The organism is Acinetobacter sp. YH12070, assembly GCF_013419625.1.
GTDB lineage: Bacteria > Pseudomonadota > Gammaproteobacteria > Pseudomonadales > Moraxellaceae > Acinetobacter > Acinetobacter amyesii.
Map to the genome: position 1 here is coordinate 15,415 of NZ_VOZT01000032.1, position 25,403 is coordinate 40,817.

27 protein-coding genes are annotated in these 25,403 nt (G+C 40.1%); 11 read left to right on the plus strand and 16 right to left on the minus strand.

Translation table 11 applies throughout. The features are described from left to right. The first annotated feature begins 178 nt into the window (after window positions 1-178). Window positions 179-1,330 (plus strand): LuxR C-terminal-related transcriptional regulator, encoded by a 1,152-nt coding sequence (locus FTU17_RS10655; protein WP_180135436.1) that lies wholly within the window; start codon window positions 179-181, stop codon window positions 1,328-1,330. Between the two features lie 38 nt (window positions 1,331-1,368). Here FTU17_RS10655 and FTU17_RS10660 read toward each other — a convergent pair whose 3' ends face one another. Continuing rightward, on the minus strand, window positions 1,369-2,553 hold the full coding sequence (locus tag FTU17_RS10660; protein WP_180026658.1) for a hypothetical protein: 1,185 nt from the start codon (window positions 2,551-2,553) through the stop codon (window positions 1,369-1,371). A 244-nt stretch (window positions 2,554-2,797) separates the two neighbouring features. Between FTU17_RS10660 and FTU17_RS17520 the strand changes: the two genes are divergently transcribed. Further along, entirely contained in the window at window positions 2,798-2,923 is a 126-nt protein-coding gene (locus tag FTU17_RS17520; RefSeq protein ID WP_257222683.1) for a hypothetical protein, read from the plus strand. Between the two features lie 82 nt (window positions 2,924-3,005). Here FTU17_RS17520 and FTU17_RS10665 read toward each other — a convergent pair whose 3' ends face one another. Then, window positions 3,006-3,488 (minus strand): copper resistance protein NlpE, encoded by a 483-nt coding sequence (locus FTU17_RS10665; RefSeq protein WP_180007485.1) that lies wholly within the window; start codon window positions 3,486-3,488, stop codon window positions 3,006-3,008. Between the two features lie 281 nt (window positions 3,489-3,769). On the opposite strand from FTU17_RS10665, the gene FTU17_RS10670 reads away from it, so the two are divergent. Further along, window positions 3,770-4,348, plus strand: a complete 579-nt coding sequence (locus tag FTU17_RS10670) for a 1-acyl-sn-glycerol-3-phosphate acyltransferase (RefSeq protein ID WP_171262613.1) — start codon at window positions 3,770-3,772, stop codon at window positions 4,346-4,348. A gap of 94 nt (window positions 4,349-4,442) precedes the next feature. Here the strand turns inward: FTU17_RS10670 and FTU17_RS10675 are convergent, their stop codons facing one another. Together FTU17_RS10675 and FTU17_RS10680 are read right to left on the minus strand one after the other, a co-directional pair. Further along, entirely contained in the window at window positions 4,443-4,772 is a 330-nt protein-coding gene (locus tag FTU17_RS10675; protein ID WP_078189873.1) for a hypothetical protein, read from the minus strand. Between the two features lie 190 nt (window positions 4,773-4,962). After that, window positions 4,963-5,700, minus strand: coding sequence for a sulfite exporter TauE/SafE family protein (locus FTU17_RS10680; protein ID WP_180055799.1), 738 nt, complete (start codon window positions 5,698-5,700; stop codon window positions 4,963-4,965). Between the two features lie 223 nt (window positions 5,701-5,923). Here FTU17_RS10680 and FTU17_RS10685 point away from each other — a divergent pair, with 223 nt between their 5' ends. Beyond that, on the plus strand, window positions 5,924-6,406 hold the full coding sequence (locus FTU17_RS10685) for a hypothetical protein (protein ID WP_180135438.1): 483 nt from the start codon (window positions 5,924-5,926) through the stop codon (window positions 6,404-6,406). A 56-nt stretch (window positions 6,407-6,462) separates the two neighbouring features. Here FTU17_RS10685 and rsmD read toward each other — a convergent pair whose 3' ends face one another. Continuing rightward, the gene (rsmD, locus tag FTU17_RS10690) at window positions 6,463-7,014 is read right to left on the minus strand and encodes a 16S rRNA (guanine(966)-N(2))-methyltransferase RsmD (protein ID WP_180089048.1); all 552 of its coding nucleotides are present in this window, start codon (window positions 7,012-7,014) and stop codon (window positions 6,463-6,465) included. Between the two features lie 3 nt (window positions 7,015-7,017). Next, window positions 7,018-9,060, minus strand: coding sequence for a penicillin-binding protein 2 (gene mrdA / locus FTU17_RS10695; RefSeq protein ID WP_180135440.1), 2,043 nt, complete (start codon window positions 9,058-9,060; stop codon window positions 7,018-7,020). Window positions 9,061-9,294: 234 nt separating this feature from the next. Between mrdA and FTU17_RS10700 the strand changes: the two genes are divergently transcribed. From FTU17_RS10700 to FTU17_RS10715, 4 genes are all read left to right on the plus strand, one after another. Then, entirely contained in the window at window positions 9,295-9,813 is a 519-nt protein-coding gene (locus tag FTU17_RS10700; RefSeq protein WP_180060043.1) for a hypothetical protein, read from the plus strand. A 64-nt stretch (window positions 9,814-9,877) separates the two neighbouring features. Continuing rightward, window positions 9,878-11,194, plus strand: a complete 1,317-nt coding sequence (locus FTU17_RS10705) for a hypothetical protein (protein ID WP_168378316.1) — start codon at window positions 9,878-9,880, stop codon at window positions 11,192-11,194. An 84-nt stretch (window positions 11,195-11,278) separates the two neighbouring features. Then, window positions 11,279-11,938: an adenylate kinase gene (adk, locus tag FTU17_RS10710; protein ID WP_078189866.1), complete on the plus strand. Its 660-nt coding sequence runs from the start codon at window positions 11,279-11,281 to the stop codon at window positions 11,936-11,938. Window positions 11,939-12,024: 86 nt separating this feature from the next. Then, window positions 12,025-12,222 carry a hypothetical protein gene (locus FTU17_RS10715; RefSeq protein ID WP_078189865.1) on the plus strand — a complete coding sequence of 66 codons (198 nt, stop codon included), beginning with the start codon at window positions 12,025-12,027 and terminating at the stop codon, window positions 12,220-12,222. A 56-nt stretch (window positions 12,223-12,278) separates the two neighbouring features. Here the strand turns inward: FTU17_RS10715 and nth are convergent, their stop codons facing one another. Continuing rightward, window positions 12,279-12,968 carry an endonuclease III gene (gene nth / locus FTU17_RS10720; RefSeq protein WP_180020700.1) on the minus strand — a complete coding sequence of 230 codons (690 nt, stop codon included), beginning with the start codon at window positions 12,966-12,968 and terminating at the stop codon, window positions 12,279-12,281. 2 nt (window positions 12,969-12,970) lie between these two features. Continuing rightward, entirely contained in the window at window positions 12,971-13,765 is a 795-nt protein-coding gene (locus FTU17_RS10725; protein ID WP_180003967.1) for an RnfABCDGE type electron transport complex subunit B, read from the minus strand. Window positions 13,766-14,095: 330 nt separating this feature from the next. Here FTU17_RS10725 and gdhA point away from each other — a divergent pair, with 330 nt between their 5' ends. Continuing rightward, entirely contained in the window at window positions 14,096-15,442 is a 1,347-nt protein-coding gene (gdhA, locus tag FTU17_RS10730) for an NADP-specific glutamate dehydrogenase (protein WP_257246863.1), read from the plus strand. A gap of 162 nt (window positions 15,443-15,604) precedes the next feature. Here the strand turns inward: gdhA and FTU17_RS10735 are convergent, their stop codons facing one another. The 4 genes from FTU17_RS10735 to rlmH form a co-directional block, all read right to left on the minus strand. After that, window positions 15,605-15,895: an META domain-containing protein gene (locus tag FTU17_RS10735; protein WP_257224256.1), complete on the minus strand. Its 291-nt coding sequence runs from the start codon at window positions 15,893-15,895 to the stop codon at window positions 15,605-15,607. Window positions 15,896-16,070: 175 nt separating this feature from the next. Further along, window positions 16,071-16,847 (minus strand): META and DUF4377 domain-containing protein, encoded by a 777-nt coding sequence (locus FTU17_RS10740; RefSeq protein WP_180020701.1) that lies wholly within the window; start codon window positions 16,845-16,847, stop codon window positions 16,071-16,073. A 168-nt stretch (window positions 16,848-17,015) separates the two neighbouring features. Then, the gene (locus FTU17_RS10745; RefSeq protein WP_078189859.1) at window positions 17,016-17,792 is read right to left on the minus strand and encodes a dioxygenase; all 777 of its coding nucleotides are present in this window, start codon (window positions 17,790-17,792) and stop codon (window positions 17,016-17,018) included. 137 nt (window positions 17,793-17,929) lie between these two features. Next, entirely contained in the window at window positions 17,930-18,412 is a 483-nt protein-coding gene (rlmH, locus tag FTU17_RS10750) for a 23S rRNA (pseudouridine(1915)-N(3))-methyltransferase RlmH (protein WP_078189858.1), read from the minus strand. A 152-nt stretch (window positions 18,413-18,564) separates the two neighbouring features. On the opposite strand from rlmH, the gene FTU17_RS10755 reads away from it, so the two are divergent. Beyond that, window positions 18,565-19,527 (plus strand): M20/M25/M40 family metallo-hydrolase, encoded by a 963-nt coding sequence (locus FTU17_RS10755; RefSeq protein ID WP_373684069.1) that lies wholly within the window; start codon window positions 18,565-18,567, stop codon window positions 19,525-19,527. A 412-nt stretch (window positions 19,528-19,939) separates the two neighbouring features. On the opposite strand, the gene lon is transcribed toward FTU17_RS10755, so the two are convergent. From lon to FTU17_RS10775, 4 genes are all read right to left on the minus strand, one after another. Next, window positions 19,940-22,366 (minus strand): endopeptidase La, encoded by a 2,427-nt coding sequence (lon, locus tag FTU17_RS10760; RefSeq protein ID WP_180135441.1) that lies wholly within the window; start codon window positions 22,364-22,366, stop codon window positions 19,940-19,942. 147 nt (window positions 22,367-22,513) lie between these two features. Next, complete coding sequence (locus tag FTU17_RS10765) at window positions 22,514-23,101, minus strand: 5-formyltetrahydrofolate cyclo-ligase (protein WP_180135443.1); 588 nt, start codon at window positions 23,099-23,101, stop codon at window positions 22,514-22,516. A 137-nt stretch (window positions 23,102-23,238) separates the two neighbouring features. Continuing rightward, window positions 23,239-23,499, minus strand: coding sequence for an OmpA family protein (locus tag FTU17_RS10770; RefSeq protein WP_180135445.1), 261 nt, complete (start codon window positions 23,497-23,499; stop codon window positions 23,239-23,241). Window position 23,500: 1 nt separating this feature from the next. After that, on the minus strand, window positions 23,501-24,124 hold the full coding sequence (locus FTU17_RS10775) for a hypothetical protein (RefSeq protein WP_180040700.1): 624 nt from the start codon (window positions 24,122-24,124) through the stop codon (window positions 23,501-23,503). On the opposite strand from FTU17_RS10775, the gene FTU17_RS10780 reads away from it, so the two are divergent. Continuing rightward, complete coding sequence (locus FTU17_RS10780) at window positions 24,105-25,319, plus strand: cadherin-like domain-containing protein (RefSeq protein ID WP_180135447.1); 1,215 nt, start codon at window positions 24,105-24,107, stop codon at window positions 25,317-25,319. The genes FTU17_RS10775 and FTU17_RS10780 overlap by 20 nt on opposite strands. Window positions 25,320-25,403: the final 84 nt, after the last annotated feature.

The window sequence follows — 25,403 nt, forward strand, 5'->3', positions numbered from 1 at the left end:
ATTGCACACATGAAAAGACAAAATCACCTAGCTATTTTTTATTTACACATTAAATGTGTAATATGTATTTAAACTCCTTTTTTTGTGAATAAAACTCATTATTCTTTTTAGAACAATAAGAAAAACAAATGATTAAATAAATGTAATGCAGATTGGAGTAGGCATAAAGGGGATAAAAATGGATAACCGAGAACACGAAATTATAGGCAGTATTTATGATGCCGCTGTAGATGTGAATTTATGGCCGCAAGTAATTGAAAAAATTGTTCAATATACAGACAGTAAAACCGCCATTTTTACTGCCTTAGATCAATTTAGTCCAAGTTACGATTTTTTATTTAGTCACAATATTCCAGATGAAGCTTTGCATGCCTATCGTGATGAGCGGATTCGTGTGATTGACATGCAGTTACACCGAGTATTGTGGGAAAATTTAGGTGTGGGCCAAGTAGCGAGCTCGGATTTATCGCATTATGGGGAAAACCCTGAAAGTGATGAATATATCTTTTATGAACGGTGTTTAAATCCGACGGGAATTAGTTATATCTCGGCTGTTTTGCTCGATCAGGGTTCACATCGCTGGGCGGTTTTGGGATTACACCGTGCGCCAGATGTAGCGCCGTATCAACAAAAAGAGTTGGATTTTTTAAAGCATTTGGGTGTGCATTTACGCCGTGCCTTACAAATCCATCGTCAGTTTAGTTTGGTTAAACAAGAAAATTTAAGTTTGTATAGCGTGCTCGATCATTTAAAAACAGGTGTAATTTTGCTTGATCATCAGCTGAGTTTGACTTATTCAAACCCTTTAGCTCAAAGCATGCTGGAACACGATTCATGTTTAGATTTGGACTTGTATAATCGTTTAAAAACCCATGCTTATGATCAAAGTCGTTTAGATCAATTATTACATTCAGCGTTGTTGGGACAGTCGGCATTAAACGCAGATGTAGGCGGTGTATTGTCTTTGTCAGATGCGAAAGGACAACAATTAATGCTGACTATCGTACCTTGTTCTAAATTAAAAAATATGCAGCATCAAAATGCAGGACAACATCAAATTGCGGTATTTCTGACCGATATGCATCAGCACTATGCCTTGTCACAAGCCTATTTGCAGCAAGCTTATCAATTATCTAAACGTGAGTTTGAGTTGTGTGAGTTGTTGTTGAATGGTTATAAGTTAGAAGAAATTGCGGAACATTGCGGGATTACCCTCAGTTCGGTGCGCACTTATTTTAAAAATATTTATGAAAAAACCCAATGCAACTCGCAAATTGAACTTATGCATTTATTAATGGGTTGTACCATTCATTTTGAGCATATTGGTTAAAGCTGCCTAAGTTTGGCTTAGGCAGCTTTTGAATATGTTTAGTTACTACGTTGTAGGGTAACAGAGTCTTCGCCTTGCGGATGCAAGGTTAGGCTTGTTCCTGAGATGCTGTAAGTTGCATTCACTTTACTGCCATCCCAAGAGTCTTGTAAGCCACCGCAATCGTTGGTGTCATATAACACTTCTGTTGCGGCAAGTGTATTGGCTGTCATTGAATATTTGCCATATTCAATACCTGGGTTAGCGCAATCATCATCGCCTTCAGTGTCTAACAAGAAATAGAATCCTGTGTCAAAGAAAGCAAATAAATGAGTTTGATTAAATTGCCAAGTGCCGACTAAACCTGATGATTGTTTGACTTTAGTTAAAATATAAGTGCTATTACTTCCTACATCAGTCAGCACTAAATCTGTACCGTTATAACTTAGGCGGTAATGACCATCATTGTCTGGATGTGAAAGCCCGTAGTCTCCATTAGTATCTACTGAGATCACAGGGCTCAGCGCTGAAGTTAAAGCATTCCAATTTAGTCGTCCTGTTTCGATACCAGACTTCCCTGTTTCATCAGCTACATCTGCTTCACCTAGCGCATAACGTCCGTCTGGTAAAATATGTAATATAACAGCAGTGCTTTCAGTACGCCCAATTTCCCAAGTGCCTGCAATATCTTTATAGAAAGTGGCTTGGAAGTTTTCTGCAGCTTTTTCAGGTGTCACGAGTTGGTCAACTGTGAGGGTTGTTTTGCTAAGCACTTCAGTTGTGAAATCGGTGCTATTTTGTTCAAAAGTTAGATTTACAGTATTGAAGGCTGCTTGAGTCTCTGCACTAATCTCAATCCCATTACTATGGTCGCCATCGCTATCTAAAGATTGTAAAAATACCATTAAGTTGGTACGGGCATTTTCACTTTCAGCCAAATCTAGTGGGGTAATACGTGCTTTAGCTTCAATGGCTTCACCAAGTTGCACATCACCAATAAAGAAGCGAACAGTATCACCCTCAGCATATTCAAACTCACCTTTATCATTGGTGATACCTTCAATACTTTCACCTGAACTCGAAGCTCTGAGATATTTAACCCCAGTTACAGGGCCATCGGTCAGTACACCAATCTGTGTTGCTGAACTCGGTGGCGGATTCTGATTGCTACCAGAATCATTGTCTGACCCGCCACATGCACTGAGTAAACCTGCTAAGGCTAAGCAAATTAACGTTTTTTTCATCATGAATTCCTTGTCATCCAAATTGTTATGTCAGAAGTATAGAAATAAGATGAATCTAGGAGCTATCCCAAAATTGGGAGGGCAAATACAAAAATCTGTGAGAAAAAATGAAGAAAAAACAATATTTTTGTGAAAAAGTATAATTTTTTGATTTTCAGTCACGGAAGATCCACTCGCCTATGTTAATTTGAAGAAAAATATTGCGTGTTTAAGCCCAATCGCCACCAAAAAGTGATCTTGTTCTATGCTGTCAAAATTTTTTATTGAACGTCCAATTTTTGCAGGTGTGCTCGCTATTATGGTGATGGCCGTACTTCACTTAGCGCTGCAATTGGTGTTGCTGGTGGTAGCGAAGTTGGTGGTCGTGTAGGTCTTTCTTATGTATTTGGCGGAAAATAATTAACCCGTTGATACATTTGGATTAAACAAAAAATCCTATTTAGAGTAAAACACTAATCAAGCTTTTTGGTGAGTTTAAGATTTACTTCAGGCATTTCTAGTTTTTCACCTTTATCACCACGAAGCTCAATAAAGTTTTCACCTACAAAGTAAATTCGATTGTCGCCCTCGGCATCAAGTTGAATCATCCCAGGTTGATCTGGCAAAAACTTAAAACTGCCTTTTACTTTATTTTCAGTGTTTGCAGGTTTGCCTAAAAACTCTTGGCTAAGCTCGTAGCTTTTATCGAGTTTGAGTTCAAGCTCAGTTTCAATCCCTTTGCAATCATGGCAAGGCAGAATCCCTTTATATTCACCTGCCCAATCAAGTGCATTTTCGGTGTTATCACCTGTGGCAATCGGACTTTCTGAGGCTGCGTCTGTATTGGCAATGACATTATTATCTGGTGGTGTCGCAGTTTCAGATTCATTGCTGGTTTTTGAACATGCCGTTAAGGTTGCACTGACCATACAGAGAGCGAGCATTAGTTTTTTCATGAGATTTATACACCGTACGTACCCAATATAATGCTAAGCGTGACTATTATTGCGCAAGAAAAATAGCCTATTCCTGTTAACAATTGTGTGTTTGGTTAATGGGTCAAAACTGAAATTTGTTTTTTAATAATTCGTAAATGAAAAAATATTGGTGACTTACCTAAAAGTGAACGCTAAAGGACATTTATATATTAATTGGTGAATAACTGAACAATATAGGCTTTTATAATTATTTTGCGTTGTTAAACTCTGCGGCATAGAAAAAACTGTCGGTGCAAATTGTGTTTGAAAAAACAGCGGAAAAAAGTCTTAACTTAATGGGGTGGCAAATTGATAACCATTGGGATTTAAATATTGACCAATGTGTCATGATTGCAGCGCCACATACCAGTAATTGGGATGCACTTTATGCACGCCTTGCCCTGAAAGCTTTAGGGGTAAATGTTCGTATCACGATTAAAGACAGTTATATGAAATTTCCGTTTGGACCTTTTGTACGTGCTATGGGCGGAATTGGTATTAATCGTCGTCCAAAACAAGATGGTGAAGCACGTCAAAGTATGGTTGAGCTGATGGCTGACTTGTTCAAGCATCATCCAAAATTGGTCATGTTGGTGACGCCAGAAGGGACACGCGCCAAACAAGAGAAGTGGAAAACTGGTTTTTACCATGTTGCTATGCAAGCGGGTGTGCCGATTGCTTTAGCCTATATGGACTATGCGCAGAAAAAGACTGGGGTGGGTAAAATTGTTTATCCTACAGGCGATTATGAAAAAGATATGGCTGAAATCATGGATTTTTACGCGCAAATACATGCCAAATTTCCTGAAAAATTCAGTGTCGATACACGCTATCACTAATCCAACAATCCAAAAAAAAGGACAGCATCGGCTGTCCTTTTTTATGTTTAGATTCTTCTATTTAGATTCTTCTGTTTAGATTTTTATATTGAAATTAATCATTAAAATCGGGATGGATACCGCCCAGATTTTGACATGCCGCCTTATAAATTATGTATTGCTGATCAACTACATCGATGAGCGGGATACGAAATAATTTTTCGCCTTCTTTATAGCTGTCGATATATGACACGACCTTTTGTTTACTTGATGCCAGTTTTTCTTCATGAAAACTTGTAATCGAGCTATGAGTCATATGTGAACTTTCAATATTATTGCATTGAAAATGTGAGAGTAGTTTTTCAGCTTTTTTAATTTCGCTGGACGTGCCAAACATACAGCCGCTAAGCAGAGTTACACCTGCAAGCAGGATGAACTTTTTCATGGTTTTATTTTAAGCAAAATTATGAGGTGCAATATTCTATTAATTTTCGTCAGAAAAATTAATTACTTTTTTACCATTTGGCTAATTTTTATTTAAATGTGAACTGTGTCATTGTTACAAGATGTGAATATCTAACTGAGAAGGGGTTTTTCTAGAATGATTTGGACAAATATCTTTAGGTTTTGAGTCATCAGGTTAAGATACTCATCGTTACCAAAAAGCAGCCTGAAGAAAATAATAGCCCTAACACGATATGCTTAAATTGGCGTTCTGAAATGCGATAAAAAAGTTTGGCACCAAAAATCACTGGAAAAGCCATAATTACCAACAGCACGGCTAAATAGGGCAGATGTTCACGATGGATGATCCCTTGTAGCAGATAGCTGATGAGTGTAACGAGCTGAATGGCTAAATTGAAATGTCGCAAAATATAGCGTTGTTCTGCTTTGGGTGTATTTTTCAGCATGAGCCATGCAGAGGGTAATGCACCACAAAAGCCTCCAAGACCACCCAAGATTCCAGCAATATATCCAATACTAGAATCCGCCCATTTCCCTGATTTTTGGATGAATGAAAATTTAGGATTAAAAAATAAAATTGGGCACCAAAACATTAAAAAAGCGCCCAAAACCAATTTAAATGTATCTGGATTAATGCTGTCTAATAAATACGTACCGAGCGGTACACCTAAAATTCCTGCAATTAAATAGGGATAAATGATTTTTTTATTGATCGGAATGCTTTTGCGTTCTGATGATAATGAGATGAAGTGGCTATAAACTGAAGCGCAGACCACCAAGGGTGCGGCTATTTGTGGGGGGAGTATCCAAACCCAAAATGACATTGCGATAAGGGCGAATGCAAACCCTGTTAATCCTTGTACGAATCCCGCAAAGATGGCACCAAGAATAAAAATCAGCCAAGTCATTAAATTACAGCTTTGAAATACGTGGCGCTATTGTAGTGAATTTTTCTATATAAATGTGGCTGACTGAGCAAATGAAGAAAAATTGGATGTTAAATGATGAATAAAACATGAATGTTTAAATACAGCAGATGTACACAGACTTCCAATTAAATTCATTTCGATAAGTGAAAATGCTCTTCATCAAAGAGGTGAAAATGCTCTTCATCAAAGAGGAGTGCTACACATGCTTAAACAAGTTGCTTTGCTATCTGTGGTTGCAGTTACATTTACAGGGTGTGTCGTGGCGCCATTTGATGATGGCCGATACCATTCGAATCAATATGGCTATGCAAATCAATATGGTTATTCAGGTCAATATGGTGGTTCATACGGTCAGCGCTATGACTCAAGTCAGCGTTATGACCGCTCATATGGTCGAGTGAATAGCCCGCAACATCGACCAAACTCACCACGACCGAATTCGAATAACCGTCCAGACAATATATATAAACCAAATGCGCATAAACCGAATGTACACAATTCTTCATCTCAGCATCCGTCAAATGTGCAGCGTCCAAGCTCAAAGCCTCAGACTTCGGCTAAACCCAATACAAGCAAGCCCCAGCAGCAAAAACCACAGCAACAACGTCCAAAAGTGACGCACGTGGATAAAGTTAAAACCACAGGTGGATTTAACAGCCAGCGTCCACTTCGACCACAGGTTTAATGATTTTCAAGTAATAAAAAAGGACGCATTGGCGTCCTTTTTTATGTGCATCTACATTAAGCCTTTTTATATAAGCCTGCACGCACCGTTCCAGCTTTGGTTTGTTTAATTTGCTGCCAACTGCTCGGGAGTTTTAACTGAGCAAGATCGCGATCAGCTTCGATATAAATTAAACCATTGTCTGCAATGCACGGATCGACCAATTCAGCAAGTTCTTGCCATAAATCAAGACTATAAGGGGGATCTAAGAAAATCAGATCAAATTGATCTTTCAAGTTAGGAATGGCTTGTTGTGCCGTCATGTTTTTGAGTTGCACACGTTGTTTGTTCACCCTTAAGAGTTCTAAATTGTCCATGAGAAACTTCGCTTGGGTGCGATCAGGTTCAATTAAAACGGCTTCTGCTGCACCACGTGAGAGTGCTTCAAACGATAATGCCCCTGAACCTGTACAGAGGTCGAGGACTTTGGCATTTTGAACATCCCACATGAGCCAGTTAAATAATGTCTCGCGGACACGGTCAGGTGTAGGGCGTAAACCGTCAATACTGGCAAAAGGTAATTGACGACGCTTCCATTCACCACCAATGATTCTTAATTGATTTTTCATGAATTATTCCTCATCGGTTGCATGTGCTGCACTGGCAGCACGAGGTGTTGTATTTACACTATTCGGTTGTTGAGTGGCACTGTTGTTCTGCTGAGCTGTTGGGCTCGCATTTGGATCGGCTGATAAAATATTCGAGCCGCTTGGTAATTCACTTGGTTTTAGACCTGCAGTCATAAGACCACCGCTAATTTGATGGCTAGCAGGACGAATTGGATTCTTTTTACGTGTTAATAACCAGTAGTCAAACATCGGTTTCGCAATTTGAGCAGCAGAACCACCGTGACGACCATTTTCCCAAACGACGGCAATGGCAATTTCAGGTTTTTCCGCAGGGGCAAAACCAACAAATAAACCATGGTCAAGCTGACGCTCTGTCAATAAGGACTCGTTATAACGTTTACCTTGGGCAATACTTTTAACCTGTGCGGTCCCTGTTTTACCTGCTATTTGATACATTGGGGTACGAATACCACGACCGGTCCCTGTTTGAACCACATCAATCATGGCATCACGCATTTTGATCCAATCATCTGGCTTACCATTAAATTGAATGCGACCATTCGGGGCGTTATGGACTTTATGGACTTTAGCACCTTTACTTTCACGCAAAACGTGAGGTGTAACATGAGAGCCTTGATTTGCGGTAATGGCTGTCGCCATCGCCAGTTGTAATGGTGTTGCAGTAAATGCACCCTGACCAATACTGACAGAAATAGTTTCACCTTTGAGCCAGTTGGACTTCCGTGTGCGGAGCTTCCATTCAGGATTTGGATATAGCCCCGTACTTTCACTTGGTAAATCTACACCGGTTTTTTCACCGAAGCCAAACTGACGCATCCAAGTATTCATTTTTTCAATGCCCATACGATAGGACAAGACATAGAAATAGGTATCGCAGGAAATGACTTGAGCTTTGTGTAAATTGACTGAGCCATGACCAGTTTTTTTGTGGTCACGGAAACGATGGCTGTCACCCGGAAGCGTGAAATAGCCCGGATCTGAAATGGCAGTACTCCAGTCCACTAGACCATAATGAATACCACCTAGACCAAACATCGGTTTGATCGTTGAACCTGGAGGATAAGCCCCTTGCACAGCACGGTTATATAAAGGCTGATCAAGGCTATCACGTAGTTCAGAATAATCTTTACTGCTAATCCCGGTAACAAATAAGTTGGGGTTAAAACTTGGACTAGAAACGAGAGCAAGGATTTCCCCAGTACGTGGGTCAATCGCAACAATCGCACCACGTCGATCTGCAAGCTGCTCTGAAGCAACCATTTGCAGTCCATAATCTAGGGATAAATATAAGTCATTACCACGAATTGGATCTTTACGACCTAAATGGCGTAACACATTACCAAAGGCATCGGCTTCAACCGACTCATTGCCCGGCATACCATGTAAAAGTTCTTCATATGATTTTTCAACGCCAATTTTACCGATCAGGTTTGAGCCAGCGTATAAATCTTTATCAATCGATTTTAGTTCTTTGTCATTAATACGACCCACGTAGCCAATCACATGGGCAAATAGTTCGCCATGTGGATAGTAGCGAGTCATTTGGGTCTCTATATTGACACCGGGGAATTGATATTTCACCTCACTAAAACGGGCGATTTCATTTTCATTTAAATTCAGTTTAATCGAAACACGTTCAGTCTTTTTAGAGGTTTTAATTCGACTTTTAAAGCGTTCGATATCTTCAGATGTAAGCTCTAATAAGGGTGTTAGGCGCTCTACCGTATCATCGATATCTTCAACATCCGCACGGCTCATGGTTGCTGAGAAAACCGGATAATTATCGGCTAATAACACGCCATTACGGTCATAGATATAACCACGAGAAGGTGCAAGTGGTTGCAGTCGAATTCGGTTTTGATCTGCAGCAGTTGAAAAGGTCTCATAACTCTTGATTTGCAAATATGCATAACGTGCCACAAGCAACAGCATAAAGAAGGAGACAATCCCTATCGAAATCACCACGCGATTACGATAAATCCGCTTTTCTTGCTGGACATTTTTTAAAGGATAATGCTGCTTCATACGCGTTCGACTTAAAGACTGAGAGCTAAAATAACGGAAGAGGCATATTCTAGCGCAACTGACATTTTTTTGATAAATAAAAACGACTCTGCTGTGATTGCAGTCTATATTTTGACTTTGCAGACATGAAAAATATGGGGCTTTGTGTATAACAGTTCATATTATTCTGCTAAAGTCGAAACGTATAAAAAAGGAATATTCCAAAAAATAATACTAAGGAAGTTTGTGAAAACAATGAATAAATTATATCCATTGCTTGCATTTATGATGCTTGGAAGCATCGCACATGCCAATGACAATTCATTTTTACCTGAGGCAAAATTAACAGGTGAGGGTTATCAACCATGGAATGTTGGAGCAGGTTTTACTCAAAAAATTATTCACGTGAATGGTGAGTGGGTAAACCCATATGGCATTGCTTATGCAAAAGCTGGTGTTTTCTTGAACGATGATAAAACACCTGGCGGGCAAGTCGGCTTTCGTTACCCAGTTCATTTCACTGGCAAAGATAAAAATGGTTATTATATCGGAGCTTATGCGGGCCACATCGACTCCAAGAAAGTAGATGGTGAAGATGAAGCGCGTTTAGGTGGTGGTATCGATCTTGCTTATGTGATGTTGAGTGCCGAGCGTATTAGTACGTTTAGTGTAGGCATGGGTGCGGGTGAAAAATTAGAAGACAAATCAGGTAATGTGATTGTGGAAACCGAACCGAGACTACAAATCTCATATACTTTAAGTTTTGGTTTGTAGTGAAAATAATCAACTTTATTTTATAACCGCACTCACTGAATAAAATTAAATATGGAAGTTATGCATGCTTGAGTACGTTAACGAATTGTGGCAAACCTTTTTGCAACGTCCCGATTTTTGGGCTGTGCTGAGTATTATCCCCGTTACCGCATTCGTTACCTGGGCACACGTTTGGATGGCACTGAAAATGGTGTTTTACCCGATTACTTTCTGGGGATTCCATTTAGGTCCATTACCCGTGGGATGGCAGGGGATTGTGCCAAGAAAAGCTGGACGTATTTCTGGCATTATTACGGATAACACATTGTCTAAATTGGGTTCCTTACGCGAGTTTTTGGATGCAATGGATCCTGAGGATATGGCGCGCATCATTGGTGAACAAGTTGGCTTTGAGCTTGAGCATTTGATTGATGAAGTCATGCTAGACCGAAATGCGGTGCTTTGGGAAAACCTACCGTATTCAATTAAACGCCGTATTTATGCCCAAGCACATAAACAGCTGCCAAATACCTTAAAAGAACTCGTGACCGAACTGACCATGAACGTAGAGTCACTTGTTGACATGCGTGAAATGGTGGTGAGTCAAATGGAAGCGGATCGTCTCTTGATGGTGCGGATGTTCCTTAAAGTTGGCCAGAAAGAAATCAACTTTATTTGGCATATCAGTGCCTTGATTGGGATGTTCTTTGGTATCTTCCAGATGATCGTTTGGTTTGTGGTGCCATGGCATTGGACAGTTCCATTTTGGGCAGCAATCTGGGGCTTTTTGACCAACTGGATTGCCATCTGGATGGTATTTAATCCAATAGAGCCGCACCCTGTTAAGTATTTGCAATTATTTGAATTAACTAAAGATCGTAAATTCCCTTGGATTAAACCTGTGATTCCACGTATTGGAACGTACAATGTTCAAGGGGCGTTTATGAAACGCCAAGAAGAAGTTTCAGATGTATTCGCAAGTGTAGTCACAGAAGACCTAATTACGTTAAAATCTATCATGACCGAAATGATGTATGGCGGGAAGAAAGATAAGACTCGTCGCATTGTGAAACGTCATATTAATGAAATTATGGAATCTCCACTGGTTCGTACCTCATTACAGTTGTCTTTAGGTCCAAAAGAGTACGCAAAACTCAAGACAGACTTGATCGATCGCTCAATTGAAATTACGATGGTGCCTGTATGCGACCCTGCGTTTAATGCGAGCCGTGCACAGAAAATCTTTCAAATGTTTAGAGACCGTATTCGTGAGCTAACACCGAAAGAATTTCAAAATCTATTACGTCCTGCATTTCAGGAAGACGAATGGATTTTAATTGTCTTGGGTGGTGTAACCGGTTTTATCGCGGGTACAATACATTTGTTTGTGGCTTTCTTATAATTAGATGCTGGAAGACGATCTGAATCTTGGGTTCAGATCACTACATAGCGTCATATACAATGTTTAAAATGAGGATGTTTTTTTATGCGCATTATATTACTCGGACCACCTGGAGCAGGTAAAGGTACACAAGCTCAGTTGATCTGTAAGCGCTACGATATCCCACAAATTTCAACCGGTGATATGCTCCGTGCTGCGATTCGTGAAGGTACTGAATTAGGTCTACAAGCTAAAAGCGTCATGGACAATGGCGGCCTTGTATCTGATGAGCTTATTATTGGTCTTGTTAAAGAACGCATTGCTCAACCTGACTGTGTCAACGGCTGCATTTTTGACGGTTTCCCACGTACGATTCCACAAGCTGAAGCGCTTGAAAACGAAGGTATCAGCATCGATCACGTAATTGAAATCGATGTACCTGACGAAGAAATCGTTCAACGTTTATCTGGTCGTCGTCAACACCCAGCATCTGGTCGTGTATATCACACCGTTTACAACCCGCCAAAAGTGGAAGGTAAAGATGACGAAACTGGTGAAGATCTTGTTCAACGTCCTGATGACCAAGAAGCAACAATTCGTAAGCGTTTAGGTTCTTACCACGCTGAAACTGAGCAATTGGTTGGTTTCTACCAAGGTCGTGCAGCTTCTGGCGAAAACGCACCGACTTATGACAAATTAAATGGTCTTCGTCCAATCGATCAAGTTCAAACTGATTTGTTCGCGATTTTAGATCAGTCTAAATAATTCAACTTTTTTGAATTTTTGACAATCAAAGAGTCCTACTGCATAGTGGGGCTCTTTTTTTATGTGGCTTTTAGGGCGAATCTGTTATGAAATTTGCTTTGGTTATAATGGTCATCATCGCTGTGGCGGTGTTATTGGGCTTATTATTTGTCAGCTTTAAAATGTTGCGTAAGGTGCAAGTGGAAGAAGCAGAGCAAGCTAAACTGAACCCTAAGCAATATCGCTTACATCCAAAACTGCAGCAAGAGTTTGATAAAAAACAGAAAGAACAAGATAAAAATTAATCATCAATTTGATCAATTGATTCTTACAAATTCCATCTAGCCCGAAATTGAAGAGATTAATCTTCAATTTGGGTGGTTTTAATCGGTCTTAATGCACCAAACTCATACTTATCATTCCAATTACATACATCAGACACGATACATTCATCGCATTTGGGTTTGCGGGCAATACAACAATAGCGTCCATGTAAAATCAGCCAATGATGTGAATCGACGATAAATTCTTTAGGAATCACTTTGACGAGTCGGTGTTCGACTTCCAGAACATTTTTGCCGACAGCCAATCCTGTACGATTACCTAAACGAAAAATATGTGTATCAACGGCCATGGTCGGTTGACCAAAAGCAGTATTCAGCACCACATTTGCAGTTTTACGACCGACACCGGGTAAGGCTTCCAAATCTGCACGATTATTCGGAACGATGCTGTTGTGCTTCTCAATGAGAATCTTGCAGGCTTTAATGACATTTTCCGCTTTTGAGTTATACAGGCCAATGGTCTTGATATATTCCTTCAGTCCGTCAACACCTAACGCATAAATAGCTTCAGGAGTATTTGCTACTGGAAAAAGTTTATCTGTGGCTTTGTTGACACTGACATCTGTGGCCTGAGCAGATAGGGTAACAGCCACTAAAAGTTCAAATGGACTACTATAATTGAGTTCAGTTTTCGGGTTGGGGCGTTGCTCACGTAAGCGTTCAAAAAAAGTTTGAATTTGCTTCTTAGTCATGTTTTTAACAGCCATGATTAAGCCCCTTGCAGTTGTGTTAATTGTTGCGTGAGCGTATGGAGTAACTCACGTTTTTTTGCATCGTCTCGAACACTCAGTTGTTTTTCTAATTTCTTAATTTGTGTACGAATTTTTGCAAGTTCAATGGTGGTTTTTGCATCGAGTTGAACGACTGGCGTAGCAGGTTTTTCCACGACTTCAATGACCGGTACTGAGTCTGTCTGGGTCGAAAATTGGGCAAAAAGTTCCGTATCAATTTCTGCGCGTACAATAGGGCCTTTACGATGAATTCGGCGCTTTTCCTCACGCTGAATATGTGCATAGTAGCGGCGACGTAAATCATTCTGTTCTGCGATTCGAACAGGTTCAGATGGCACTTGATCAAGCTCTTCGACAAGGTCGATACAATCCACTGGACACGGTGGGATGCAGAGTTCGCAGCCCGTACATAAATCCGTCAAGACCGTATGCATCAATTTGCCTGAGCCAATAATGGCATCAACAGGGCAGGCACTGATACATTTGGTACAACCAATGCATTCATCCTCACGAATCACGGCTTTGACCCGTTGCGGGCGCCCATCACTTTGGATGGGCCAAACACTGGCTTCTGCTGTTAAGTGTGGACGATTTAATAACGCTGCTAGTGAATCTGCCACAGGTTGACCACCGGGTATACATTTATTGGCTTCTTCTCCTTCACTGATGGCTTTGGCATAGGGTAAGCAGCCGTCTCGGTGTCCACAAAGTCCACATTGAGTTTGTGGCAATAGGGCATCAATTTGTTGGATGAGGGAAATTTCAGAAGTCATGGGTAGTCGCGAGTACAAATGAAGGCAGAGAAAAACCAAAGAGGACGTTGAATTCTAGCATGTTTCAGTATGAATTGCTGTGCGCAAAAATGGGTCTATAGATGCATCATAAATGAGCAAAATAATTCATTAAAATATTCCTAAAAGTAATAATATTTATAACTAAAATATCTGAGTAATCAATTTAAATCGCTGTTCTTTAAAGAATTTAAAGATTTTTTAAAAAAACTATTGCTGATTAGTTACAAAAGATATTTAATATTTTGCGCCAAAATATATCTTTGATCAAAATTGTGATCAATTTTGATCCATACATCTGCTGAGGATTAAGTGTTGAAATATAACAGCCTTAACGACTTCCTAGACTACGTTAAAACACGTGATGAACATCAACCTGAATTTCTTCAAGCTGTTGAAGAAGTGATGACGAGCCTTTGGCCATTCATCGAAAAGAACCCACAATATGCTGACTACGGTTTGCTAGAACGTCTTGTTGAGCCTGAGCGTGCAATTCAGTTCCGTGTTTCATGGGTAGATGACAAAGGTCAAACTCAAGTTAACCGTGCTTTCCGTGTTCAATACAACTCAGCAATTGGTCCATTCAAAGGTGGTATGCGTTTCCACCCATCAGTGAACCTTTCAATTCTTAAATTCTTAGGTTTTGAACAAACTTTCAAAAATGCTTTAACTACACTTCCTATGGGTGGTGGTAAAGGTGGTTCAGATTTTGACCCTAAAGGTAAATCTGAAGGCGAAATCATGCGTTTCTGCCAAGCATTAATGATCGAATTATACCGTCATCTTGGTTCTAACACTGACATCCCTGCGGGCGACATCGGTGTAGGTGGCCGTGAAGTGGGCTACATGGCTGGTATGATGAAAAAATTAAGCAACGACACAGCATGTGTGTTCACTGGTAAAGGTTTAACTTTCGGTGGTTCACTTGCACGTCCTGAAGCAACTGGTTACGGTACTGTGTATTTCGCTGAGGAAATGCTAAAAACTCGTGGCGATAGCTTTAAAGATAAAGTTGTAACCATTTCGGGTTCTGGTAACGTTGCACAATACGCTGCTGAAAAAGCAATGTACTTGGGTGCGAAAGTGGTTTCACTTTCTGACTCAGCTGGTACTGTATACGTGAAAGATGGTTTCACAACTGAACTTCTTGCTGAAGTAATGGAATTGAAAAACGTTAAGCGTGGCCGTATTTCTGAATTTGCATCTAAGCACGGTTTTGAATATTTAGAAGGTCAACGTCCTTGGTCTATCAAATGTGATATCGCGCTTCCATGTGCAACTCAAAATGAATTAGATGAAGCTGATGCTGAAGCGCTTCTTGCAAATGGCGCAATCTGTGTTGCTGAAGGCGCAAACATGCCATCTACTTTGGCTGCAGTTGAGAAATTCGTTGAAGCGAAAATTCTTTATGCACCAGGTAAAGCATCTAATGCGGGTGGTGTTGCAACTTCTGGTCTTGAAATGTCTCAAAACGCAATTCGTTTGGGTTGGACTTTCGAAGAAGTTGACGAGCGTCTACACGCGATCATGAAAGAAATTCACCGCAACTGCGTGAAATACGGTACTGAAGAAGATGGTACTGTGAACTATGTAAACGGTGCGAACATTGCAGGTTTCGTAAAAGTTGCTGACGCAATGCTTGCTCAAGGCGTTTACTAAGTTCTCCGTAAGTTGAACTGAAAACCGAGGCTCAAGCCTCGGTTTTTTTATGGCTTAATGGTGTGGAATATATTGGATTGTTAATTAGTGCTCATCAGGGTAAGTTGGATTTCGCTATCCATAACACTGAAGTGAAAATTTAAGGGTTGGTCGAGCAAACGTTTAAAAATGAAGCCCTGACCGATGTAACTGTGTGCTGAACTTCAGAGTACTCCCTACATCTCCTATAAAACGCAAAGTATGCTTTTCTACATCATAATTGTGGCCAATGCGATTACAGCCATTAAAAAATGTCATACGGCCATTGTTGAATTTGAGAGTTATTGGGGCGGGTAGAGCCTTATTCTCTACGAGAACCCACGTCTTTTGAGTTAATTGTTCTGCTTCAAAATCACGTAAATCAGCAATTCGCTGTATGCCTTTAAAAATATAGGTCTGTTGATTGCTATTCATCACGATTAATTCAGGCAGGTCATTTTGCTTTTGAAGTAGCTTTAGATTGACATCGCTAAAGCGTTGGCTGAACAGTACATCGTGATTTGAATACTATGCATATCCAATCAGCGTTTGCGGTTGTGTAGATATAAAAAAACCGAGGCGATGACCTCGGTTTTTTATCGGCTGTAACTTACAACGTACCTTTTACGGTTTCACGTTCGACTGACATATCAAAAATATAGGCATATTTTGATTGGTCAGCAGCAGGGTTTTTACGTTCAAAACGTTTTACGCGAATAATTTGGCGTTCTGCAGGAGTGTGCTTAAAGCCTTCAATTTGATCGTAAAATAAAGTCCAGTCTTTATCAACTTGTGTTTTTAGGCCTTTTTCATCGTATTTCACTTCACGTACTTGCAAACAAGTTTGTGGAGCAACGCCTGTACATTGTTTAGTTTCAGGGCTGATTTCAAGGAAAATCGTTTCGCCTTGCGAGTTGTACTGAGTTTCAGGTGTTAATTTTCCAGTGAAAACCAGTTTTTCACCTGTTGCAGAGATAATGGTTAACGTTGGATTTTGTGGATCTGTAGTATTTAAAACAAAAGGTGCTTTACGGTCACTAAAGAGTGAAGATGCAAGTCCTTCTTGTTTCATCGCATTATCAGGACACGCCATCATGGTAGATGCAATGTTGCCTGTTACAAGTGTATTGTGTTCCACTTTCCATTGGGTTGACATGCTATTACAGCTGGTTGAAATACCCAAAGTGCCATTTTCTAAAAAATTTAAAACCAAAGGTTTTGGTGCATTTTCAGTGGAAGTGCTCCATTGATATGAAGCTAAAGTTTTATCAGCATTTTGTTGTTGTAATACGCTCACGGCTAAATCTCCAGCTTTTTGGATATCGCTTGATTGACATGCTGCAAGGGCTAAAGGGAAGAGGACGATCGCTAAATATTTTAATTTCATTACGCTAACTGTTCTAAGTGAATTTCAGCCTGTAGCATAACCCATTCATTTTAAAAAAATATGAATACATTCAGCTCAAATAAGTAGCAAAATGTATCCATAAATAATAATTTGTTAACTTATTAATATAAATTATGAATAAGTCAAGCTATCTCGTTTTATTCACGTTTAATCAAAACGATAAATATCCATACCCAGCGAACCCATACTAAAGCTACTGTGAACAATAGAGAAGCGGGGGCCTGCACCCATCGCAAAGAAGATGGGTGCAAAATGTTCAATGGTCGGATGGTTGCGTTGTACAAACGGGATATTTTGCCAGTCGAGAACTGCATCAAAATCTTGATGAGTGAGCTTATTGACCACAAAATTACGGAATGTAGACGCCCACTCAGGCACGGCTGCTGCACGTCCATCCCAAGCCAATTCACGTAAGTTATGAGTAATACTGCCCGATCCAATCAACAGGATTTGCTTGTCACGTAAAGGTGCAAGCGTTTGTCCAATTTTATAGATCTCTTGCGCAGACATGGTCATCGGCAGTGATATTTCAATTACAGGAATGTCGGCATCAGGATACATATGCAATAACGGCATCCAAACGCCATGATCGCGCGGACGGGTGCTGTTGGCATGTGCAGATAATCCTGCATTGGCAAGCAAATGGAGAATTTCTTCTGCGAGCTCTGGATTACCCGGTGCAGGATAGCGGATATCATAAAGTTCCGCAGGGAAGCCACGGAAGTCATGCCAAGTTTCAGGACGGGCACTTGTACTTACTTCTAGTGCGTTACTTTCCCAATGCGCGGACATGATAATAATGGCTTCTGGTTTTGGAAGATTCAGGCTTAAACGTTCCAACGCGGGACCGACTTGCTCAGGATTGATAGCAAGCATAGGTGAGCCATGGGAAATAAATAAACCTGGAAGTGTTTGTAAATTCATCGTGGTCGCCGTTGGTTGTTTAAAGGAATATGATGATCATGCACTATATTATTCAGCGTAACAATTCGGATAATTTCAACGGTTTGTTTCATTGTTGCAACGCTGTAACTGCTGTATACGCTGGATGTTAGTTCGGATTAACCCGCACGATGGTAAGGGTGATTATGGTTAATACTCATTGCACGGTATAGCTGTTCGATGAGCATGACACGAACCATTGGATGCGGCAAAGTCAGTTTAGACAAAGACCAATGCCATGCTGCAGCTTTGCGTACCGCTTCAGAATGTCCATCTGGCCCACCAATGGCTAAAACCACATCATTGCCTTCAAGCATCCAGCCTTTCATGGTTTCAGCCAGTTTTTCGGTACTGAACTCTCGACCACCGACTTCTAAGGCGATCAACACTTCATTCGATTTCATGGCATTTAAAATGCTGTCACCTTCAATTTGACGGTATTTTAAAATATCGGCTTCAGAGTCGTTCTTGCCACGTTTAGCCATAGGTAATTCAATGATTTGCGTTTGAACAAATGGCTGAATACGTTTGAAATAATCTTCAAAACCCGTCAGAACCCATGCTGGCATTTTTTGACCGATTGTCAGAATACGAATTTTCATACAGCGCCTGAAAGTATACAAAAGAGCATTATAACGGTTCGCTTGAGCTTTGTATGTTCAGACACAATTTGCAATTGAAATCGTGTTCTGCTTGCTGTTTAAATACGCAGCATAAACAGATTAGATCAAAGATGAAAATTGGAATAATAACAATGAAAAAAACATGGCAGGACGGTAAATTATTTTTGCTCAAGCAAGCAGCAATGCTTTCAATTTTTGGATGGTGTTCATTTGCGGCGTATGCCAACAATATTAGAACGGCTGAACCGGATAATTTAAAAGTCTATTTAGAGCAAATTATTGGTAATGAAGCTGAATATCGTAACTATAAGAATATTCAAGAGTTAAACCGGGTGTCTGCTTGGATTCGTGAGCAGATGCGTTTATTTGGTGTGAATTGTCGTTTTCAAACCTATACCGTAAACAGCCAACCATACCGTAATGTGGTCTGTCCCTTAAATGCAGGGCATAGCAACCGAGTGATCATTGGCGCGCACTACGATGTATTTGAGGAGCAGCATGGCGCTGATGACAATGCTTCTGGCGTTGCAGGTGTACTCGAAGCTGCTCGGATTCTTTCGGCTGAAAAAGCGCGATTAAAACAAAATATTGAATTTGTATTTTATACCCTTGAAGAGCCGCCGTATTTTAGAACAGAGTCGATGGGCAGTTTTATCCATGCAAAATCGGTAGCAAAGGAAAAGGATAAAATTTCAGGTGTATATATTCTGGAAATGATTGGTTATTTTGATCCCAAAGTCACCCAAGAATATCCAGTTGGACTGAAATGGATTTATCCATCGCATACAAATTTTATTGCATCGGTGGGGAATATTCAGTCTCGTGACTTAACTTCATCGTATTGTGCGGCGATGGAGTCTTTGAAGCAACTACAATGTGAGCGCTTGATTTCACCTTCATTTATTCAGGGTGTGGATTTTTCAGACCATATGAATTATTGGCAATTTGATATGCCAGCGATGATGATCACTGATACGGCATTTTATCGTAATAAGCACTATCACACCGAGCAAGATACCTTGGATAAATTAAACTTAGACAAAATGGCTCAAGTGATCGATGGTTTGGTGAAAACCATCTTAAATTTGAAATAGCATGTCTTTAAAAACATGACATAAAAAACGCAGCCCCGAAAGCCTGTGGACTGCGATAAAAGGTCATCTACCTGGAGATGTAGATGACCATCTTGTTCCAATGATCATCACGCTTTTAGACGTGATTGGAACCAATAAAGAAACATACAGCGCGTATATCTCTCTACTATATATGTGGGATAGAGGGCGATATTTCAAGTAATAGCATTCAAATTTTGTAAGACTTTCTAATTGGCTATTCTTGATCTTGATGTCGAATTTGAAATAGTTATCCAATCCATAGTTGTAGCTGTTGTCTTGAATCTAGTGGTTGTGAAGAATTTGAATGAAAAGTTTCGAATATTTAGTATGAAATAATGGATATAAAAAAGCCCTGTCGAAACAGGGCTTTTTTATTACGAGTTGCTAGCGCTTAGTGACGAGCAGCTTTGCCACCTTCAGTTGCTTTGACAATCGGTGTCTTTGCAAGAGGTTTAGGCATATCAACCAAGGCTAGTGGTAAAATCTCATCAATCGATTTCACTGGTTTAATTTCTAGACCTTCTTTGACATTGTCTGGAATCTCAGCCAAGTCACGAACGTTGTCTTGTGGGATAAAGACAAGCTTAATGCCACCACGGTGAGCAGCGAGAAGTTTCTCTTTTAAACCACCAATGCGCATTGCACGGCCACCCAGACTGGTTTCACCAGTCATTGCGATATCTGGACGAATTGCAATGCCTGTAAAAGCTGAAACAAGAGCGGTAGTTAGGGCTAAACCAGCAGATGGACCATCTTTCGGTGTTGCACCTTCTGGTAAATGCACGTGTACATCTGTTTCTTCAAAGCGAATCGCTTCAATACCTAGTTCATCTGCACGGGTACGTACAACGGTCATCGCTGTTGTGATCGATTCTTTCATGACATCGCCAAGAGAACCGGTGGTAATGAACTTGCCTTTACCTTTCACTGCTGCAACTTCAATTGTTAGTAGTTCACCACCAACAGATGTCCAAGCCAAGCCGTTTACACGACCCACTTCAGCTTCTTCTTCGGCCATACCGAAGTCGAATTTGTGTGGACCTAAGTAGTCAGGAAGATTTTTCGAATTCACTTCAATTTGAAGATTTTTCGCTTTCTTACTCACCGCTTCTTTTACCACTTTACGCGCAATTTTCGACACTTCACGCTCTAAGCTACGCACACCGGCTTCACGTGTATAACGTTGTACGATATCGCGGATGGCTTCTTCGTGAACGGTTAATTCTTTCGCACGTAGACCATTGTTCTTGATGGCTTTTGGAACAAGGTAACGTTCAGCAATATTCACTTTTTCATCTTCGGTGTAACCCGGTAGACGAATCACTTCCATACGGTCAAGCAAAGCTTCTGGAATATTCATGCTGTTTGCAGTACAGATGAACATCACTTCAGAAAGGTCTAGATCAAGATCTAAGTAGTGATCATTGAACTTGCTGTTTTGTGATGGATCTAGGACTTCAAGCAATGCTGAAGCAGGGTCGCCACGATAGTCTTGCGCCATTTTGTCAATTTCATCGAGTAAGAACAGTGGGTTCTTTACTCCAACTTTAGTCAAAGACTGCACAATTTTACCCGGCATCGCACCGATATATGTACGACGGTGACCACGGATTTCAGCTTCGTCGCGCACGCCGCCAAGCGCCATACGGACAAATTCACGACCAGTTGCTTTGGCAACAGATTCACCGAGTGAAGTTTTACCTACACCTGGGGGACCAACTAAGCAAAGAATTGGACCGCGAAGTTTTTTCACACGTGATTGAACAGCAAGGTATTCCACAATGCGGTCTTTCACGTCGTCTAAACCATAGTGATCGGCATCAAGAATGTCTTGAGCTTTCGCAAGGTTAATGCTGACTTTGCTGGCTTTGTTCCAAGGCGTATCTAAAATAACTTCTAGATAGTTACGCACGACAGCAGCTTCGCTCGAAGCAGGTTGCATTGCTTTTAGCTTACGGAACTCATTTTCAGCTTTTTTACGTACATGTTCAGGTAAATCGGCTTCAGTTAGACGTTTTTCAATTTCTGCAACGTCATCCTCACCACCGCCATTCATATCAGAAAGTTCGCGTTGAATGACCTTCATTTTTTCATTTAAGAAGTATTCACGCTGATTCTTTTCCATTTGGCGTTTCACAGAATCATGTAAGGTTTGCTCAATTTGCTGCTCTTCTGACTGTTGTAATAAATACGTCATGAGCTCAGCTAAATGTGCTTCAAATTCATCATGCTCTAAGAATTTTTGTTTTACATCAATATTCAAAGGCACGCGTGTTGCTACAAAGAATAATAATTGTAGCAAATCATCAATTTTATTGGCTGCTGCAATCAATTCACGTGCGTTACGCAATTTTGCTTCTGCATATTGAGCAAATAAGGTGCGTAATTCTTCCACACGATTATTCTGAGTTTCTGAGTCAACAGAAACCGTCATTGGGCTTAATGAATGCTCGGCAGTCAGGTAATCATCGGCATCGATAATTTTTTCTAACTTGGCACGATATAAGCCTTCAATCAGTACTTTTATACAGTTTTCATCATTCTCATGATTCACAACTTGCACAATCTTCGCGACAGTACCGTATTGATATAAATTGTCGTGATCAATTTCTTCTGTAAGCGAATCTTTTTGTGCAACTACGAATACAAGATTGTCACTGTCACGTGCGACATTGACTGCATTGATCGACTTTTCACGACCCACAAACAGTGCAATTTGCATGTGAGGATATACAACCACATCTCGTAGCGCTAAGAGCGGTAATACGCTCGGAATTGTAGTTTCCAAGCTTTCTTCATTCATAATAATCTCAGACATGGGCACTCCTAATGAGTGACAACGGTGTTGCCATGTTTTTTATAGTGATGTGTATTTTTTAAATTACAAGGGTCATGCCAATTAAAATGTATAAAAAATGACTAAATATGTGATTTTTAAGTGTAACTCAGTGTCAAGAATACCAAATTAACGTTTGAAACTTAAAGTTTGAGATGGGCTAATAAAGCCATCTAGCGGTTGATCCCATGCCTCTCGGACCAAGGAGTCTTGAATGAGTTGAAAATCATGACCAAGTCCTAAACGGTAGGGGGTAGAGTGAGCTGTTGCTAATGTTTTATCGTAGAAGCCACCCCCCATACCAATACGTGTGCCGTACTTATCGCAAGCTAGCAAGGGCATGATTAAAAGGTCAAGATGAGAAACATGCTTCCCACGGCTTGCCATGGGTTCTTTCATACCAAGTGGGTGATGAGAAAAACGTTTATTAATGTATTGATGACGTGAGATTTCAACCCAAACCAGTTGCTGATTCATGTTGCAAATCATGGGTAAATACACGTGTTTTTGATGCGAAAAACAGTAGTGGATAAGCTTTTGAGTGTGAATTTCACCAAATGCATGTAAATAAACGCCTATATGCTGACTGCGCTTAAAATAACTGAGTCTGATTAAACGCTGTAGGACTTGTTGTTCAGCTTGTCGTTGCTCCCATAGGTTTAGGTTACGACGCTGCTTACGGAGTTGTTTACGAAGGCTGGTGGTGCTCAAAGTCATGATTCATTTCAAAGTAGCACAAAATTCTCAAAGGCATTTTAACGCGTTCAAGCTTAAAAGTCCGAAGAAATAGATTTTATCTTTTTTATATAAAGCGTTCCTTAAAACACTAGTCGGCTTAAGGAACGCGGACTTATTTAAGGCTTTTTAATACCAAGAATTTGGACGTCAACACGACGATCTGCTTGTAAGCAAGCTTTTAAGGTATTTCGATCTTGAACATCAAAACAACCATTGGTTACAGGCTGAGTTTCACCTGCTGAAGCGAAACTTAATTTGTTTCCAGCAATCCCTTGGTTCATTAAGTAATTTTTGACAGTCTGTGCACGTTGCAATGCAAGTTGCTGATTATATTGTTCACTGCCTAAACGGTCGGTATGGCCGGTAAGCTTAATCATATCAATCACGTGCATATTGGTTATTAAGTTTAGTTGCTAGTTCATTCAAGCTTGATTTACCTGCAGGAAGTAAATCATTTAGTTTGCCACCATTAAATTTAAATAAAGAATCGGCAGCTAAATTTATATTATCTAAACTAGGTTCAATTGGTTTTATCACATTATTTAGAGCATTTTCTCTAATCGGGCAATTATTAATCGTAGTGCCATCATTATTTAATATAATAGGTTTGCCATTATTATCAACTGTAAGTAATAAGTTATTCAAAAGTGACTTTTCGTTTACACAATAGCTAACTGAATAATTTTTACAATGAGTTGTACAATTTTTCACCTTAAATTGGTATTCGCCTTCTTTTAAATAAAAATCAGCAGAATTATTAATATAAAAATCACCCGCTTTAAATTCATCTATATAGAGTTTAGTTGCACATTTTTGGTTCTTAGCTTGATCATCTGCGCATAATTTTTCATCACGTTGCACATGTATTTTGTATGCATCAATCATATTGTTTTGAAACAATAAATTATCTGGTTTTGCATATTTATTTACGCCAGGAAAAGTTGAACATGCGACAACTGAGCGTCCACAAGTTGAAGTGACTGTGACACCGAATGGTGACATCGTACAGACTTACCCTGATGACACTGATCCATCCACAATTACGCCTGACCAAATTACGGTTAAAGATCCAAATGGCAAAGACATCGTGGTTGAGTTTGGTACACCTGAGACTCAACCAGACGGTTCAATTACGGTAACGGGTAAAGTGCCAGAGGACGTTGAAGGCAAAGTTACGGTTAATGTACCAGAAGGTTCATATGAAGACACTTCGGGTAACCTGGGTCTACCAGGTACAGGCAACGAAAACATCAATATGGTTCCGCTTGTAGCAGAAGTGACGATTACACCAGATGGTAAGATTACTGTAACTTATCCTGATGATGTTGATCCATCGACGATTACAGAAGATAAAATCGTTGTTGAAGGTCCAAATGGTCCAATCGAAGTACCATTTACGCCGCCAGTGGAACAACCTGACGGCTCTTATATTGTGACTGGTGAAGTACCTCCAGGTGTTGATGGTAACGTTACAGTAACTGTCCCTACAGATAGCTATGAAGATGAATCAGGTAATCCGGGTGAGGAAGTAGATAAAACTGTCCCAGTGGACAATATCGCTCTTGAAGTTGAGACAACCCAAGTGGTTACGATAGAAGATCAAAGTGTGACATTAACATGGGCGCATTTTGGTATTTCAGATGCAAATACAGCAAATGATCAGCTTGTTATTACGGTAACAAATCTGCCAAAAGACGGTGTATTGACAATCGTAGATGCTGCTGGGAATAAAACACCAATCATCGCGGGTCAAACACTATCTTATGCTGATATTAATGCCGGAAAAGTTGTATTTGCACCAGATGCTAACGAAGCTTCAGCAACTGACGGCGGAGTATATGCAGGCCTAGAATTTAATGTTTCTGATGGTAAACATGTGACTTCAGGTGAATTGGAAATTGTTGTTGATGCAGTTGCAGATAAGCCTTCTTTAACATTAGATTTATTAGATTGGAGCCCAACGGCTGTTAATTTAAATATTCAAACTTGGAATAATCTTAAAACTGTTACTGTTGATGGAAAATTTTATAATTTATTGCAAGGTAATGGTAATGGCATGCCAGCAGATACCTTGAGAACGGTTTTTGAATACTTAACCAGTTCGAAAAATACAACTCTTCCACCTGCAAGCACTAGTGAAACTACAAGTTTGGTTGAACCGTACCGGGTTTGTCGGAGACATTTTTATTTAAGTTAGGCCACGTGACCTAACGGGTTAATCTTATCATAGTACATTGCTTCAAACTCAAAAGGCGATACATAACCCAATGCGCTGTGTACA